Raw genomic sequence first — 15,915 nt, 5'->3', positions numbered from 1 at the left:
TTTGCCATTGCTTTCACCTACTCTCTTTCTACACCGTTGCATGGAAGGAACTGCCTCGACTTAACCCATTCAGGCGGATGTTTTGTTCCTCTTGCATATTTGATTGCAATTGACTGATTGAACCTTCCTCTTGCCCTGCTGCCTGATTCTTTGTCTGCTGATCTCCCTGCCCTTGTCCACGATTCGACTGACGTCCATCATGGAACATTTGGGAATGCAAGTTCTGGTTCTGCGTGACTTCGAGCTTCTCAACTTGCAGACCTTGGGATTGCAGTGCTGTACGGAGTTGAGCCATTTGCATATCTAACATGTCCTTGGCTGCTGCATGTTCCGTCATAAATTGCGCAACAATATGGCCGTTCTGAACCGAAATTCGAATATCTACTTGACCGAGATGCTCAGGGAATAGAATAATCTTCGCTTCTGATAATCCATTCAACTTCACAATATCCAGCTGCTTAATGAACTGGCTCATCTCAGGTGCAAAGTTCTGTGCTTGTATCACAGGCGCTGCTGTTCGAGGAACCGTCGTATCATGCGCGCGAAGCGCCATTTGACCGGCAGTAACAATTGGTGATACATCCTTATCGTTATCTAGATTCAGCCATGGCTGATCATCTGACGAAGCTAAGGTTGATTGCGTCTGATTGGACGTATGCTGTTGTAACGACGAATTATTCTCGTTAGTTACTTTCACGGCATTTCCCACAAGCGATGTCGGTTGCACGGCACGATCAGAGAAAAGATCCATCGTTCTGACAACATTTGAATCCGAATTTACCGTGTTCCCTTTGTTCAGAATCGCTTGCAATGCTTGGATCAACTGTGCTGCATTGGATTGCTTCGTCACTTGTGTGCCCGATTGCTGCGTCATATCACCTAACATCGATTGCAGGGTTTGCATGAACTCAGCGCCCATCGACTTGTTCATCACAGCTGGTTGTTGTAACTCAGTTGTGCTCACTTCCTTAACAAGGGTTACGAGTTGCATCAGCCTATCTTGAACCGCAAAACGCAATGTTGCTGGGTCTGCAGCCAAGTCGGATTCTGCGAGTTTGTTCGATGGTTCCTGTACGCTCACTTGAGGGCTGACAAGTGCTGCCAAAAGCTCATCTGCCAGCTTGATCCATTCTTGCAATTGTCCCAATAAATCAGGATTATTCTCAATATTCCCGTCTGCTTGTTGCAGTGACGCGATTAGCGCTTCAATCAACTGATCTGTACTGATTTCTCCTGTAGAATCCGTTGCCAATGCACTTTTAATCAAGGTTTGCACATTTACCGGTGCAGTATTGCCTGTTCCACTTGCTGCTTCTTGACCGTTCATAGATTGACCCAGCACTTGCCCGAAGGTATTACCCGACTTATCCGTGCCAGCCGCATTCTTAGTCGCCGAAGCATTCGAAGATTTCGCACTGATCGAAGCTGATGTAGATTGAATCATCATTTCCATCTTTTTCACCTCCTTTCAAGCACGAACACTTACTTGGCTGGCATGATTTTGGATAATAGCTTAGCAGCGATTGCTGCAGTATCTTTATTATCTTTTGTGTTATTATCTGTCATGGCCGTTAAGATTTGAGATCTAGTCGAATCATCGATCGATTTGAGGATGAGCAACGCCTTCTCCTCACTTATCTTCGCCGTTTCTAGAATCAGAGAAGCTGCACTTTTAGGCGTCATGTTGCGGAACGTCTGGATCAACTGCGTATTGTCCAGCTTATCTTTGGCCTTATTTTTCTCATCATTCTTGAGCTTGTTTAAACGGGCTTGCACAGCTGCGATTGCCAAGTTCTCTGATGACTGCGCATCTTTCAATAGAATCGATGCATCGGCTGCGGCTTTCGGCGTCATTTTCTCCAAAATTTTCACACGATCATTCGGCTTCATCGCTTGAAGAACCAGCACTTGCTCGTCCAATGTCAAGCTTTCCATTACTGGTGCCGCTTTGGATGGCTGCATCTTGGCATACATATTCGCAAGACCCGTAATTTGAGCTTGATATTCTTGATCTGTCTGTTTTTTCTCTTCGAAGTCTTGTTTCGTCTGCTGAACGTTCTCTTTAAGGGTCAGAATTTCTTGATCCTTTTGATCAATTAATGATGTCGATTTCTTCAGTTCTGCGTCTTTTGCAGCTAATAGCTGATTTAATTCTTCAACTTTTTTCTCTAGATTGTTATTCTTCGCCTTCGCATCGGTACCCACTTGGGCCGTCCCAGAAGACGGCTCAGGCACCCACTGATTAACAATCGGGATTTTCTGCGCAACTTCAAGAATCGTATTACGGACCGGGAAATTGAACAATGCGAGCAATACGAATAACAACACAATTGTAAAAATGATAGGTGTCACAAAAAACAAAAACCGCTCAAATCCACTGTATGAACTTTTCTCGATATCCGCTTCTTTCAAACCGATCTCTCCTTCTCGAATCAACGATCTCTAAGAACCCATAATGAGATCGTTCAAGCGTTAACGAGCCGACAAGGAAAAGCGCACGGTCGCCATTTCATCAAGCTCATTTTGCTCGCGAAGCTGCATTTCATAACGATACCGTTCTTTGGCTCTTTCTCTCGCTTGTTGCCACACTTGCTCATCCTTCATTTTGTCTGTCAAATGCAATTGATTACGTTCGACATCGGTCTTCGCCACTTGAACATCCTTCAATTGATTTCGAATCGATTGTTCGATCCGACTAAGATAGGATTGCATCGATTGTAAACTCGACACACAACACGCTATTGTCGCTTCCTGTATCGAATCTAGTGCACTCTCTTTCTCAGCTTCCAATTGATGAAGTACAGACGTAACCTGTTGCAGCTTGCCAATCGATGCAGAGAGCACCCATTCTGCTTGCGTCTTTTCACTTCCCTTTAGATCAACCACTTTTTGAAAAGGGTAATGAAACCGTACTGCCATTTTCAGCACTCCTTACCTCCAATTTCATCGAAACTAAGCGCATCGATCAATTAGCTCCGAATTCCATGATTAATTGTTCATGCGCATCCTGATAAGTTACTTTCTCATCGACTTTCTGCTTCGTAAAATTCCAAATTGCATCAATATATTCGAGCGACATATCGATTTGAGCATTTGAACCTCGCTGATAGGCACCAATATTAATTAAATCTTCCGATTCTTTATATACAGCAAGTAGACGTTTCAAATTCTCAGCTGCACTCGTATGTTCGGAATCGACAATATCCTTCATCACCCGACTAATACTCGCCATCACATCGATCGCTGGGAAGTGACCTTTATGTGCTATGGAACGATTCAACACGATATGACCATCCAGAATACCCCGAACCGCATCAGCGATCGGTTCATTCATATCATCACCGTCAACAAGTACCGTGTAGAACGCGGTTATCGATCCTGTAGGTCCCGTTCCCGCACGCTCTAGCAATTTCGGAAGACTCGCAAAAACCGATGGTGTATATCCGCGCGTTGCTGGTGGCTCACCAATCGCAAGACCAACCTCACGCATCGCCATCGCATAACGTGTCACGGAGTCCATCATCAGCATGACATTTAATCCACGATCACGGAAATATTCGGCTATTGTCGTTGCAATCAACGCACCTTTGATTCGAATTAATGCAGGTTGATCCGACGTCGCTACAATGACAACAGAACGAGCAAGTCCTTCGGGTCCAAGGTCACGTTCAATAAAATCAAGTACCTCTCTGCCCCGCTCACCGATCAATGCGATAACATTCACATCTGCTGATGTATTCCGTGCCACCATCCCGAGCAATGTGCTCTTACCTACCCCTGACCCAGCAAAAATACCAACACGCTGACCTTTTCCCATCGTAAGCAATCCATCTATTGCACGTACTCCCGTTCCAATAGGTTCAGCAACACGCGGTCGCTTAAGCGGATTCGATGGAACATTGTGTGTCGAATAATGTGCCATACGACTTGGTAGATGTGATTGGTCAAGAGGTTGTCCAAGACCATCGAGAACCTTCCCGAGCAGTTCAGATCCAACTTGAACCGTTAGCGGTTTCCCTGTACCAACCACGTCACATCCTGGTCCAATGGAGTGAAGTTCACCCAGCGGCATAAGAATTACTTTATTATCACGAAATCCTACAACTTCAGCTTTTAGCGGCTGTGCTGCCTTCGTAGGGTAGATGTAACAGACTTCACCGATGCTCGCATCCGGTCCTTCCGACTCAACAGTTAGCCCGATAACCTGTGTTACCTTCCCATTCACGCGGATGGGATCAATATGTTTCAAATGTTCTATGTATCTGTCTGCATTAAGCATGATCATCCTCCTGGGAGCGATCATCTTGATGCAGTGCAATTTGCAGCAAATGTTTCTTAATCTCAGCAAGCTGTGTATCAATTCGTGCATCAATACTTCCATATGAAGAACGAATCACACAACCCCAATCCGTCACTGAAGAATCCGGGAGGATTTGAAGTTCCGCTTGGGAATCAATTGAGAGAATCATTTCCTCTCGCGCCGCTTGAACGAATGCCAAATGCTCTGGCGCCACGCAAAGCGTGATCATCCCTTGTTCTCTCTTCCGTGTTAACTGCTTACGAATCAATTCAACGGCGTACTCTTGCTCCATCGATAGATGCTTATCTACGATTTTCTCTGCGATCGCGCAGCTTAGATTCACAAGAAACGGTTCAGCCTCTTGAATGATTTGATCTTTGGCCAGATATGCTTGCTCTAGAATCGCTTTAGCTTCTGCCAGCATTTGCTCCACTTGTTGACGTGTAGCCTCTTGTGCCTGCTCGATGCCTTCCTGGTATCCTCGTTCAAAACCATCCAACTTCGATATTTCAATGAGCTGCTCGTCTTCTTGCCGACGCTCTTGCCACCACTGATCGGCTTCTGCTCTTGCAGCCTCTACTATGCGCTCGGCTTCCTGCGATGCATGTCGCACCTCTTCTTCAGCAACGACAGCTGCTTCATCCATAATTTGTTTGCGAATCCTCGCGTATTCCGCTTCTCTCTTCGCGTGAACTTCGCTCTCATCTACGATATTCATCTCCGCTGAGAGACCTGTCATATATTGAACCTTCTCAATATATTTGGGATCTTTCACCGCGACATATTGAGAAGATTTAATCAAATTAGACAATGATATCATCTCCTCCGCCGCGAGCAATAATAATCTCACCGGCCTCTTCCAGACGACGAATCGTTGCTACGATGCGGGTCTGAGCTTCCTCAACATCACGCAATCGCACAGGTCCCATAAATTCCATTTCTTCCTTGAATGTATCTGCCATCCGTTTGGACATATTCCGGAAAATAACATCACGTACTTCTTCGCTTGCCACTTTAAGCGCAAGCTGCAAATCGGAGTTTTCAATATCGCGGATAATCCGTTGAATCGCACGATTATCCACATTAACAATATCTTCAAAGACGAACATCCGTTTCTTAATTTCTTCAGCAAGCTCTGGATCTTGAATTTCCAAGGAATCCAAAATCGTTCTCTCCGTACCACGGTCAACCCCGTTAAGGATTTGTACGATCGACTCGATACCACCTGCATTTGTATAATCTTGCGTAACCGTCGAAGATAATTTCTGTTCAAGGACACGTTCAACCTGACTAATTACTTCAGGTGATGTGCTGTCCATAATCGCAACGCGTCTTGCAACTTCAGCTTGCTTCTCCTGCGGCAATGAGGAGAGAATAACTGCAGCCTGTTCGAATTGCAAATACGATAATACAAGTGCAATCGTCTGAGCGTTCTCATTTTGAAGGAAGTTCAAGATTTGTGCCGGATCTGCCTTACGAGCGAAGTCAAACGGACGGACTTGCAAGGTTGCCGTCAATCGATTAATAACTTCAATCGCTTTCTGCGACCCAAGCGCTTTCTCTAGAATCTCCTTCGCATAGGTAATACCGCCTTGCGTAATATATTCTTGAGCGAGACAAATCTGATGGAATTCCGCTAGAATGGATTCCTTTTCCGTGTTATCCACTTTGCGCATGTTCGCAATCTCTAGTGTAAGTTGTTCGATTTCATCTTCTCTTAAATGTTTAAAAATTTGTGCCGATACTTCCGGACCGAGAGAAATGAGCAGAATCGCCGCCTTCTGACGTCCTGTTAACACTTGATAGCCTTGATTCTGATTTCTTGCCACCTATGTCACCTCGATTCATCTGCTAACCAAGAACGTAACAAGTTAACAAACTCATCTGGTTTTTTCTTGGCAAGGGTTTCTAATTGTTTGCGAACTTGATTTTCGTTCGTTACATTCTCAAAATCAATTGAAGGGAATTCCAACGCTGGTTCGAGTGGAATATCTTCGAATGCTTCCTGTTGCTTCTTCTTACGTCGATACACCATAAATCCGATCCCAGCAAGTAATGCTAGTGCAAGTACCCCTCCACCAATCCATAATGTGTTGGTTAAGGTAGCTTTTTCCGATGCTGCGGCTGTTGAACCAAAATTTTGTGCAACAACTGAAACTTTTTTGGCTAGTACTTCGTCTGAATAATCAAGACCTGAATCTGCAAGCTTTGAGCGAACAAAATTGACAAGCACCGTCTCGATTTCTTTCTTTTTCTCTGGCGTAAATGAAGCAAGATCACCATTTGGTGGTTCAATCGCAACATTGACACTCAAATCTTTGACTGAGAACGGACTAGATTGAATTTGGTTCGTGATACGATTCACATCATAGTTGGTCGTTTTGGAGCTTTCTTCCGAATTGGACTGGCCGTTATTGTCACTGCCAGGGTACCCTGGAATTTCTTGCGCTCCTGTCCCAGCAACACCACCAGCCTGACTGTCTTTACCGCTGTAGGATTTCTGAGATTCTTGAACACTAATTTCTATCCCTTTGATCTCGTCTTTATTCACAGGTTCGACAAGTTTCTGTTCCGAGTTTTTCTTATCGAAATTAATGGATGCGCCAACGAGTACTTCAATTTTATCTGGAGAATACCAGCGTCCTAAAAATTGTTTAACACTTGAACGAACATCGTTCTCGAATTTCTTACGAATTTGCATCTGCTCTTCGATCGCACTTGACATCGTTGCATTACCGTTCTTCAAGGAAGACATTAACTCGCCTTCATCACTTGTTACCGTAATGTTATCTAGTGCTAGATTCGGAATCGCAGTCTTAATGAGATTGAAGTAGGAATCTACTGTTTCTTGGCTAGGTCGATATCCAGGTTTGAATTTAAGATTCACAGAGGCTGAAGCAGCTTCTTGTTCTTCCATGCCTGCAAAGACGCTTTCACGTGGTAAATTCACAACTACTTTCGAATCACTAACACCCTGCATCCGATTCAATAATTGCTGAATTTCGCCATTAAGTGCATTTTTATATTTCACATCGAATTCACGATCGGTCGAACCAAACGTTGACGAGCTATCCGTAAATGCACCGAAGCCTAACGATCCGTTCTTCACGATGCCTTGCGATGCTATATCAACTCTTACTTTGGAAGCTGATGCGCTTGGAACCGAAATCGACTTGCCATCCGCACTTAGTTTATAAGGAACGCCGCTCGCATCCAAATTCTGCATCACTGCTGCAGCATCGACTTCATTCAAATCTCTAAAAGCTGTCTCGTACTCAACCTTTGAGAATTGATACGACAACAGGACAATGACGACGAGCAGAATGCCGATTACTGATAAAAACAATACTTTTTGCTTATTCCCGAATTGACCCCAGAATTGAGTCACTTTATCTCGATACTGGACGAACTTCTCGTTCACACCGTCACCCCATCCGAAACTTTGCTAAATATGTATCTCTAATTAGATTTGCGTACGCATGATCTCTTGATAAGCTTCGATCACTTTATTGCGAATTTGTGTCGTCAGCTGAAGACTTAGCGTCGCCTGTTCGGATGCGATCATCAATTGATCAACATTCACTTGGCCTAGAATAAACTTATCGCTCATTTTTTGTACATTTTTCTCTTGTGCATCCACATGATTCAACGCCTCACCTAAAAAGTCACTAAATTGTTTGGTGACTTCCGCTGGTGTTGCTGTATTCTGTGCGATGTTCGTTGTCAGCTTTGGCGTTACGCCTGCCAACAAGTTATTCTGTATCATCATTTCCCCCCCGTTCGATAGGTATATTGTTATTTCCCAATCTCAAGTGCTTTCATAAACATCGACTTCGAAGCATTTAGTGCCGTTACATTCGACTCATATGCCCTTGTCGCAGAAATCATATCCACCATTTCCTTCAGCACATCAACGTTAGGCATACTTACATAACCATTTGAATCTGCATCAGGGTGCGCAGGATTATAGACTTGCTTGAATGGCGCCTGATCTTCTTTGATTTGAGTAATCTTCACTCCCCTTCCGAGATCTGGCTCTCCGAGCTCAGATTGAAGTGCATTCGCGAAACTTTTCTCTTGGTATGGCTGCATCACAACCATCTTCCGACGATATGGTTCGAATTTCCCATCAACATACCTGCCACGCGTTGTCTCTGCATTCGCAATATTGGAACTGACAACATCCATTCGCAGACGCTGAGCGGTCAAAGCAGAAGCACTAATATTAAAACTATTACTAATGTTCAAGACCATTATCTCCCTTCGACTACGATGCGTTTCATTTTAATATCGTGATTTAGTTGTTGAATGAGGGCATTATACTTCAATTGATTCTGGGCTAGCTGTGACATTTCTTTATCCATGTCTACATTGTTGAGATTATTGTTATACACCGTAGTCTCATCTGTAGTCACTTGAGGTGATACCATCGAACCTGATTTAGGCCCGATATAGAAATGCCGGGAATCTGTACGATTGCCGATCAGTGAAGATGAATTTCGATCCATTTCCTGTTCCAACATACTTTCGAAGGAGACGTCAGATCTCTTGAAATTCGGCGTGTCTGCATTGGCAATGTTGTTCGCAATGACTTTCTGGCGTAAATTCGAGGTGTCGATCGCGCCTTGTAAGCGTTCATAGCTTGCGCCACTAAGCAAATTCACAATTTTCCCCACTTTCATTTTAAATTAGTAATAATAAAATTCTACAAAAATCCTGAATATCCTCCTTATTTCGACAATATTTTAATGATTATTTGTCGTGTAATAAAAAATATGCGGAAATTTGTATACTGCCAGTATATCATTATATTCTTTGAGATTACCTTTTTTCACAATAAGCAAAAAGCCCTATCTTTCATCGAAAGATAGGACTCTTGTCATTCTATATAGAGCTTTAAAATCACTTAACAAATTAACGGGTAATATGGCTTATAAATTGATCATTTACAATTTTAATATACGTTCCTTTCATCCCGAGCGAGCGAGTCTCAATGACGCCAGCACCTTCGAGTTTGCGCAGCGCATTGACGATAACAGAGCGGGTAATTCCTGCGCGGTCCGCAACTTTGGATGCTACGAGCAGTCCTTCACTACCTGTTAATTCATGGACGATATGTTCGACCGCATCCAACTCACTATAGGTAAGAGAGTTGACCGCAGATAGAACTGAAGACTTATTTCGACTCTCCACTTCGTGCTCATCTGCACGGTCTCGACTGATTTCCATCCCTACAATAGCAGAACCATATTCCGCCAAAATAAGATCATCATCCTTCAATAGAGCTTTAGGACTAGTTAGTACAATAGTACCAATTCTTTCCCCACGACCTATAATCGGTACGACTGTGACAATCGAATGGGAGAAAAATGTCGAAATTCGATTTAATATTTCTTGATTCTGCGTTCCTGCATCGGTGTTCCATGCCGTTTCACCAAAAGAAAGAAAAAATTGATTCATTTCCTTGGGGAAACGAACTTCATTCGCTGTCTGCTCCAGAGCTTGTAACTCCGTCTCATCCATGACCCCATATCCTAATACTTTGCCTTTTTGGCTCACTACATAGATATTGGCCTGAATGGCATCTCGCAGGATCTCCGACATTTCACGGAAATTGACAGCCTTGCCATCTGCACGCTGCAGCAGTTTGTTCAAAGCACGTGTGTTGGCGAGTAGTGTCACCTTCGTAACCTCCTAGTTCAACTTAAGGATCACAGAATATATTGACTGAGATCACGATTCTGCGCGATATCCCCTAATTTCTCACGGACATACTCTGGGGTAATCGTCATCTTGTCTAGAGTCAATTCTGGCGCCTCGAATGACAAATCCTCTAATAATTTCTCTAGGATCGTATGCAATCTGCGTGCACCAATATTCTCTGTATTCTGATTCACGGTTGCAGCAATGTGTGCAATCTCGCGAATGGCTTCCGTCGAGAATTCAATCTCAATATCTTCTGTGCGAAGAAGATCTGCGTATTGCTTCGTTAATGCATTTTTCGGCTCTGTTAAGATAGATACAAAATCATCTAAGGACAGGCTTTTAAGCTCAACCCGAATCGGGAATCGACCTTGAAGCTCTGGGATCAGATCCGATGGCTTCGCAATATGGAACGCTCCAGCAGCAATAAATAAAATATAGTCCGTCTTCACTGGACCGTATTTGGTCATGATCGTCGAACCTTCAACGATCGGGAGTATATCACGTTGTACGCCCTCTCTAGATACATCTGGACCCGATCCTCTGCCCGAACTAGCAACTTTATCAATCTCATCTATAAAGATAATGCCGGATTGCTCAGCGCGTCTGATGGACTCTTGCGTAACATCGTCCATATCAACCAATTTTCCAGCTTCTTCCTGTATCAGCACTTTCCGTGCTTCTTTAATCGTTAACTTCCGGCGTTTTGTTCGTTTGGGCATCAAGTTCCCGAACATTTCCTGCATGTTCATGCCCATCTGCTCATTCCCTTGGCCAGCGAACATATCCATCATATTCGGTGCAGCATCTTCGACGTCAATCTCGATTGTATCATTCTCCAGCTTCCCAGCTAGTAGATTAAATCGCACCTGACGACGGCGCTCTGTAAGATTCGAATCTTGCGGTTCTGCCTCTTCCTGTTGTGTATTCCCACCATTATTGCCAAACAGCATTTCGAATGGATTCTTCTGATTCTTGTTCTTCGCTGCTGAAGGAGCGAGGATTTGAACAATTCGTTCATTAGCCATTTCTTCCGCCTTGTCCTTCACTTGTTCCATTCGTTCTGATTTCACCATACGAATGGAGGTCTCGATCAAGTCGCGAACCATCGATTCCACATCGCGGCCTACATAGCCGACTTCCGTAAATTTCGTCGCTTCTACTTTGACGAATGGAGCTTGAACTAGCTTCGCGAGTCTGCGAGCGATTTCCGTCTTACCAACCCCTGTAGGACCAATCATCAAAATATTCTTCGGAACAATCTCATCACGAACTGATTCATCAAGTAAGCTGCGGCGATAACGATTACGCAGTGCTACAGCAACCGATTTCTTCGCATTCTTCTGGCCGACGATATACTTATCTAGCTCCGCAACGATCTGACGCGGTGTTAGCGATTGATAACTCATCTACATCCCTCCATCACAATTTCTCAAATTTCTTCGACGATAATATTCCCGTTGGTATATACGCAGATCTCAGAAGCAATTTGAAGTGACGCCTTGGCCATCTCTTTCGCTTCCATCTCTGGCGCATGGCGTTGCAATGCCCGAGCTGCTGAGAGAGCAAAGGAACCCCCTGAACCAATCGCCAGGATGCCATCATCTGGTTCGATAATCTCACCATTCCCCGAGATTAATAACAATCCACTATGATCCATTACGATCATCATGGCCTCAAGTTTCCGAAGAACGCGATCTGAACGCCATTCTTTAGCAAGCTCGACAGCGGAACGTTGCAGATTTCCATGATGTTCTTCCAGTTTGCCTTCGAATTTCTCAAATAGCGTAATGGCATCTGCGACTGAACCCGCAAATCCCGCTACAACCTGCCCTCGATATAAACGACGAACTTTCTTCGCATGCTGCTTCATAACCATGCTATTTCCGAACGTCACTTGTCCGTCCCCTGCAATAGCGCCTTTACCTTGATGTCGAACTGCACATATCGTTGTCGCGTGAAATGCCATTTCCATGAGGCAATCCCCCTCCTAAAATAACCCCACAACGTGAGGATTTGGCTTCGAAGTCGATACAGGTACTTTGTGTGGACCCCAAAACAACCAAAAGCCTTTTCCTAAACAAAGAAACAGCTATGAGCAGCTGCTTCTCTTAAGTGTCATCAATCTCAATATATTAAGTATAAATGAGTTGGTGCTCTTGTGCAAAATTACGGACCGTTTCAAGTGCTCTCGTCGCGATCATTTCATTTTTTTCCTTCTTATTACGAATACGTTTCTCCAGTGGAGGAACAAGTCCGAAATTCGCATTCATCGGTTGGAAATGAGCAGGATCCGCATTCGTAATATAATGCGCCATACTTCCGAGCGTGGATTCATGTGGGAAAACAAGGCACTCCTGCTGCTTCGCAAATCGCGCTGCATTAAGCCCTGCAATCAGACCCGAAGCCGCAGACTCCACATAGCCCTCTACGCCTGTCATTTGCCCTGCGAAAAAGAGATTATCCCGTCCTTTGAACTGATAGGTCGGTCTGAGCAATTTAGGCGAGTTTACAAACGTATTCCGGTGCATTACACCATATCGAACAAATTCTGCATTCTCTAGACCAGGAATAAGCGAGAACACCCGCTTCTGTTCGCCCCACTTCAAATGCGTCTGGAAGCCAACCATGTTATACAGTGTGCCTGCCGCGTTATCTTGACGAAGCTGAACGACTGCGTAAGGGAGTTGTCCGGTGTGCGGGTTGACTAGACCTACGGGCTTCATCGGACCGAACAATGCCGTCTGCTTCCCGCGCTTCATCATGACTTCGATCGGCATGCAGCCTTCAAAATATATCTCCTTCTCGAACTCTTTGAGCGCTGCTGTCTCCGCAGAAATGAGAGCATCGTAGAAGACGTTGAATTCCTCTTCCGTCATTGGGCAATTGAGATAAGCAGCTTCACCTTTGTCATAACGAGAAGCGAGGTATACCTTGTTCATATCAATCGAATCTTTCTCGATGATCGGAGCTGCTGCATCATAGAAGTAGAAGTACTCTTCACCCAGCAAATTTTTAATTTGCGCAGAGAGGCTCGGTGATGTCAGTGGACCAGTTGCAATGACAGTAATCCCGTCCTGCGGAATCTCTTGCACTTCTTCGTTGCGCACTTCAATAAGCGGGTGCTCACGAAGCGTATTTGTGATTTCATCCCCAAAGCCGTCACGATCCACAGCTAACGCTCCACCAGCAGGCACGGCATTACGATCAGCTGCGCCAATAATAAGTGAGTTCAACATGCGCATTTCTTCTTTAATGACACCTACCGCATTACTCAATCCATTCGCACGAAGAGAATTACTACATACGAGTTCTGCAAATTTATCGGTGTGATGCGCTGGTGTTTTCTGTACTGGGCGCATTTCATATAACGTAACCGGCACACCTTGACTTGCGATCTGCCATGTTGCTTCACTGCCTGCTAATCCTGCTCCGATGACGGTGACTCTTTGTTGTTCTGACAATGTTGGTTCCTCCTTGAGGTGGTGGGGGCTTCCCCCATTCCCCCTTATACAATTTATTTATTATTCTTGATTTAATGCTTAAAAAACTTTTCCATCCCCCTAAATCCCCCTTACTAAAGGGGACCCCGAGGGCTACGCCCTCTGGACACCCGAAATTGGGCTAAGAAGCAACTGTATACGATTCTATCCTTATCCACAAATGAGCGCTTTCGCCGAAACAGTCCCTTAGATAAGGGACTGTGCGGCACGCTTTACGTATGAGGTTGTGATCGTCTAATTCCTACTGAAAAGAGACGATTATTAATTAATCTTGATCCTCTTGCTCTTGCACCTCTTCGCTGAAGTCACAAGATGTACATTGGTGCTTAACCCCTTGCTTTGTACGCTTCTCAATCATCAACTTACCGCAGTTTGGACAAGGTTTGGAGATCGGTTTATCCCAAGATACGAAGTCGCACTCTGGGTATCTCGTACAGCCGTAGAATACACGGCCTTTTTTGCTGCGGCGCTCTACGATCTGGCCTTCATGGCATGTCGGACACGCAACACCAGTTTCCTTCACGATCGGCTTCGTGTTACGGCAGTCCGGGAAGCCTGAGCATGCCAAGAATTTACCGAAGCGCCCCATTTTATATACAAAATGTTTACCGCACTTCTCGCAAATCTCATCGGAGACTTCATCTACGATTTCGATTTCCTTCATTTCCTCTTCGGCAACTTCAAGGCGTTTCTCGAATGACTTGTAGAACTCCGCAAGTACTGCTACCCATTCGCCCTCACCATCTTCAACATGGTCAAGATCTTCTTCCATATGGGCCGTAAATTCAACATCGAGAATTTCCGGGAAGAACTGCTCCATTTGCTCAATGACAAGTTCGCCAAGCTCTGTCGGGACGAATTTCTTCTCCTCAACAGCGACGTAACCGCGTTTCTGTATCGTTTCTAGCGTTGGAGCATAAGTACTTGGTCTTCCGATGCCGAGTTCCTCCAGCGTCTTGACCAATCGAGCCTCCGTATAACGTGGCGGCGGCTGTGTAAAATGCTGCTTCGGTTCGATATCCTTCTTCGTTAAGGCGTCGCCTTGTGCTAATGCAGGAAGCAGCTTATCTTCGCCGTCCGTTGAACCGTCATCGTTACCTTCCACATATACCTGCATGAAGCCTTTGAAACGCACCTTGGATCCAACAGCACGGAATGTTGTACGCCCTGCTGTGATGTCCACCGTCATCGTATCGAGAATCGCCGACGTCATTTGGCTTGCTACAAAGCGTTCCCAGATCAATTTATATAGACGGTACTGATCGCGGCTCATAAACGATTTAATCTCATCCGGCTCACGAAGCGCTGATGTAGGACGAATCGCTTCATGCGCATCTTGTGCATTTGCAGACGATTTCTTCGTATATTGTCTTGGCGTCTCCGGCGCGAAATCGCTTCCGTATTTATCCACAATAAGAGCTTTTGCTTCTTCTTGCGCAATAACGGAAATTCGAGTGGAATCCGTACGCATATAAGTAATTAAGCCCACGGTACCTTCTTTACCCAGATCAACACCTTCGTACAGCTGCTGTGCGACGGACATCGTCTTTGCTGCACGGAAGTTAAGTTTACGCGCTGCTTCTTGCTGCAATGAACTCGTAATGAACGGTGGCGAAGGATGACGTTGTCTCTCCCGCTCTTTCACTTCCGATACCGTAAATTTCTGCTTCGCTATCGCATCCAGAATCTCTTTCATTTCCGCTTCATTATGCAATTCATGCTTCACGCCATCTAATGAATGGAATTTCGCATCAAATTCATTTTTGCCAATTGCGAGCTTCGCTTGAATCGTCCAATATTCCTCAGGAATGAACGCATCAATCTCATTTTCACGATCAATAATGATCTTGACGGCAACGGACTGTACCCGGCCAGCGGATAATCCTTTTTTGACTTTCTTCCATAATAAGGGGCTGATCTTATAACCAACGAGTCGGTCTAGAATACGGCGTGCTTGCTGTGCATTCACCAAGTCCATATTGATTTGACGAGGCGTCTTGAATGCGTCCTTGACCGCTTGCTTCGTAATCTCGTTGAATACAACGCGGCAGCTCTCGCCTTCTTCTATATCTAAAACATTCGCTAAATGCCATGCAATCGCTTCCCCTTCGCGATCCGGGTCAGCTGCGAGGTAGACTTTCTTTACTTTTTTGCGCGCATCCTTCAGTTCCTTCAGAACAGAGCCTTTACCACGAATGGTTATATATTTTGGATTGAAATCATTTTCAACTTCAACCCCGATTTGACTTTTCGGCAAATCCCGGACATGCCCCATAGACGCTTTCACGATATACTTACTGCCTAGATATTTACCAATTGTTTTTGCTTTTGCAGGTGATTCCACAATGACTAGTGAATCCGGCATAGGCTCATCCTCCTCTCCATCTCATCCAAACTTTACATTATTTG

At 44.8% G+C, this 15,915-nt stretch carries 15 protein-coding genes; all 15 read right to left on the bottom strand.

The genetic code is table 11. The features are described 5' to 3' along the window. Positions 1–28: 28 nt before the first annotated feature. The 15 genes from ACFQZR_RS04535 to topA all read right to left on the bottom strand — a co-directional run bounded on the left by ACFQZR_RS04535 (position 29) and on the right by topA (position 15,871). Positions 29–1,453, bottom strand: a complete 1,425-nt coding sequence (locus tag ACFQZR_RS04535; RefSeq protein WP_379343246.1) for a flagellar hook-length control protein FliK — start codon at positions 1,451–1,453, stop codon at positions 29–31. A gap of 29 nt (positions 1,454–1,482) precedes the next feature. Beyond that, the gene (locus ACFQZR_RS04530) at positions 1,483–2,412 is read right to left on the bottom strand and encodes a MotE family protein (protein WP_379343244.1); all 930 of its coding nucleotides are present in this window, start codon (positions 2,410–2,412) and stop codon (positions 1,483–1,485) included. 60 nt (positions 2,413–2,472) lie between these two features. After that, positions 2,473–2,919 carry a flagellar export protein FliJ gene (fliJ, locus tag ACFQZR_RS04525; protein WP_018757844.1) on the bottom strand — a complete coding sequence of 149 codons (447 nt, stop codon included), beginning with the start codon at positions 2,917–2,919 and terminating at the stop codon, positions 2,473–2,475. Between the two features lie 46 nt (positions 2,920–2,965). Continuing rightward, positions 2,966–4,285 (bottom strand): flagellar protein export ATPase FliI, encoded by a 1,320-nt coding sequence (fliI, locus tag ACFQZR_RS04520; RefSeq protein WP_379343242.1) that lies wholly within the window; start codon positions 4,283–4,285, stop codon positions 2,966–2,968. Then, entirely contained in the window at positions 4,272–5,111 is an 840-nt protein-coding gene (locus ACFQZR_RS04515; RefSeq protein WP_379343240.1) for a FliH/SctL family protein, read from the bottom strand. The genes fliI and ACFQZR_RS04515 overlap by 14 nt, the downstream gene beginning before the upstream one ends. Beyond that, positions 5,104–6,129, bottom strand: coding sequence for a flagellar motor switch protein FliG (gene fliG, locus ACFQZR_RS04510; protein WP_018757841.1), 1,026 nt, complete (start codon positions 6,127–6,129; stop codon positions 5,104–5,106). Before fliG ends, ACFQZR_RS04515 begins: the two co-directional genes overlap by 8 nt. 5 nt (positions 6,130–6,134) lie before the next feature. After that, a complete protein-coding gene (gene fliF / locus ACFQZR_RS04505; RefSeq protein WP_379343237.1) occupies positions 6,135–7,721 on the bottom strand; it encodes a flagellar basal-body MS-ring/collar protein FliF in 1,587 nt (528 codons plus the stop codon). Positions 7,722–7,763: 42 nt separating this feature from the next. Continuing rightward, positions 7,764–8,066 (bottom strand): flagellar hook-basal body complex protein FliE, encoded by a 303-nt coding sequence (gene fliE, locus ACFQZR_RS04500; protein WP_379343814.1) that lies wholly within the window; start codon positions 8,064–8,066, stop codon positions 7,764–7,766. Between the two features lie 29 nt (positions 8,067–8,095). After that, positions 8,096–8,548, bottom strand: a complete 453-nt coding sequence (gene flgC, locus ACFQZR_RS04495; RefSeq protein WP_379343235.1) for a flagellar basal body rod protein FlgC — start codon at positions 8,546–8,548, stop codon at positions 8,096–8,098. Positions 8,549–8,553: 5 nt separating this feature from the next. Then, complete coding sequence (gene flgB / locus ACFQZR_RS04490; protein ID WP_379343812.1) at positions 8,554–8,964, bottom strand: flagellar basal body rod protein FlgB; 411 nt, start codon at positions 8,962–8,964, stop codon at positions 8,554–8,556. A 250-nt stretch (positions 8,965–9,214) separates the two neighbouring features. Next, positions 9,215–9,982 (bottom strand): GTP-sensing pleiotropic transcriptional regulator CodY, encoded by a 768-nt coding sequence (codY, locus tag ACFQZR_RS04485; RefSeq protein WP_379343233.1) that lies wholly within the window; start codon positions 9,980–9,982, stop codon positions 9,215–9,217. Between the two features lie 29 nt (positions 9,983–10,011). Next, complete coding sequence (gene hslU, locus ACFQZR_RS04480) at positions 10,012–11,412, bottom strand: ATP-dependent protease ATPase subunit HslU (RefSeq protein ID WP_379343231.1); 1,401 nt, start codon at positions 11,410–11,412, stop codon at positions 10,012–10,014. Between the two features lie 23 nt (positions 11,413–11,435). Further along, positions 11,436–11,978 carry an ATP-dependent protease subunit HslV gene (hslV, locus tag ACFQZR_RS04475; RefSeq protein WP_018757834.1) on the bottom strand — a complete coding sequence of 181 codons (543 nt, stop codon included), beginning with the start codon at positions 11,976–11,978 and terminating at the stop codon, positions 11,436–11,438. 160 nt (positions 11,979–12,138) lie between these two features. Then, a complete protein-coding gene (trmFO, locus tag ACFQZR_RS04470; protein WP_379343228.1) occupies positions 12,139–13,467 on the bottom strand; it encodes an FADH(2)-oxidizing methylenetetrahydrofolate--tRNA-(uracil(54)-C(5))-methyltransferase TrmFO in 1,329 nt (442 codons plus the stop codon). Positions 13,468–13,771: 304 nt separating this feature from the next. Then, entirely contained in the window at positions 13,772–15,871 is a 2,100-nt protein-coding gene (topA, locus tag ACFQZR_RS04465) for a type I DNA topoisomerase (RefSeq protein ID WP_379343226.1), read from the bottom strand. Positions 15,872–15,915 lie beyond the last annotated feature (44 nt).

The sequence above is a fragment of the Paenibacillus sp. GCM10027629 genome (assembly GCF_042676425.1).
GTDB lineage: Bacteria > Bacillota > Bacilli > Paenibacillales > Paenibacillaceae > Paenibacillus_K > Paenibacillus_K terrigena.
This window is presented reverse-complemented; position numbering and strand designations above follow the sequence as displayed.

Coding starts and splice junctions, on each gene's coding strand:
- ACFQZR_RS04535 (WP_379343246.1), bottom strand. CDS start 1,453: ATGGAAATGATGATTCAATCTACATCAGCTTCGATCAGTGCGAAATCT.
- hslU (WP_379343231.1), bottom strand. CDS start 11,412: ATGAGTTATCAATCGCTAACACCGCGTCAGATCGTTGCGGAGCTAGAT.
- topA (WP_379343226.1), bottom strand. CDS start 15,871: ATGCCGGATTCACTAGTCATTGTGGAATCACCTGCAAAAGCAAAAACA.
- fliE (WP_379343814.1), bottom strand. CDS start 8,066: ATGATACAGAATAACTTGTTGGCAGGCGTAACGCCAAAGCTGACAACG.
- fliJ (WP_018757844.1), bottom strand. CDS start 2,919: ATGGCAGTACGGTTTCATTACCCTTTTCAAAAAGTGGTTGATCTAAAG.
- hslV (WP_018757834.1), bottom strand. CDS start 11,978: ATGGAAATGGCATTTCACGCGACAACGATATGTGCAGTTCGACATCAA.
- fliI (WP_379343242.1), bottom strand. CDS start 4,285: ATGATCATGCTTAATGCAGACAGATACATAGAACATTTGAAACATATT.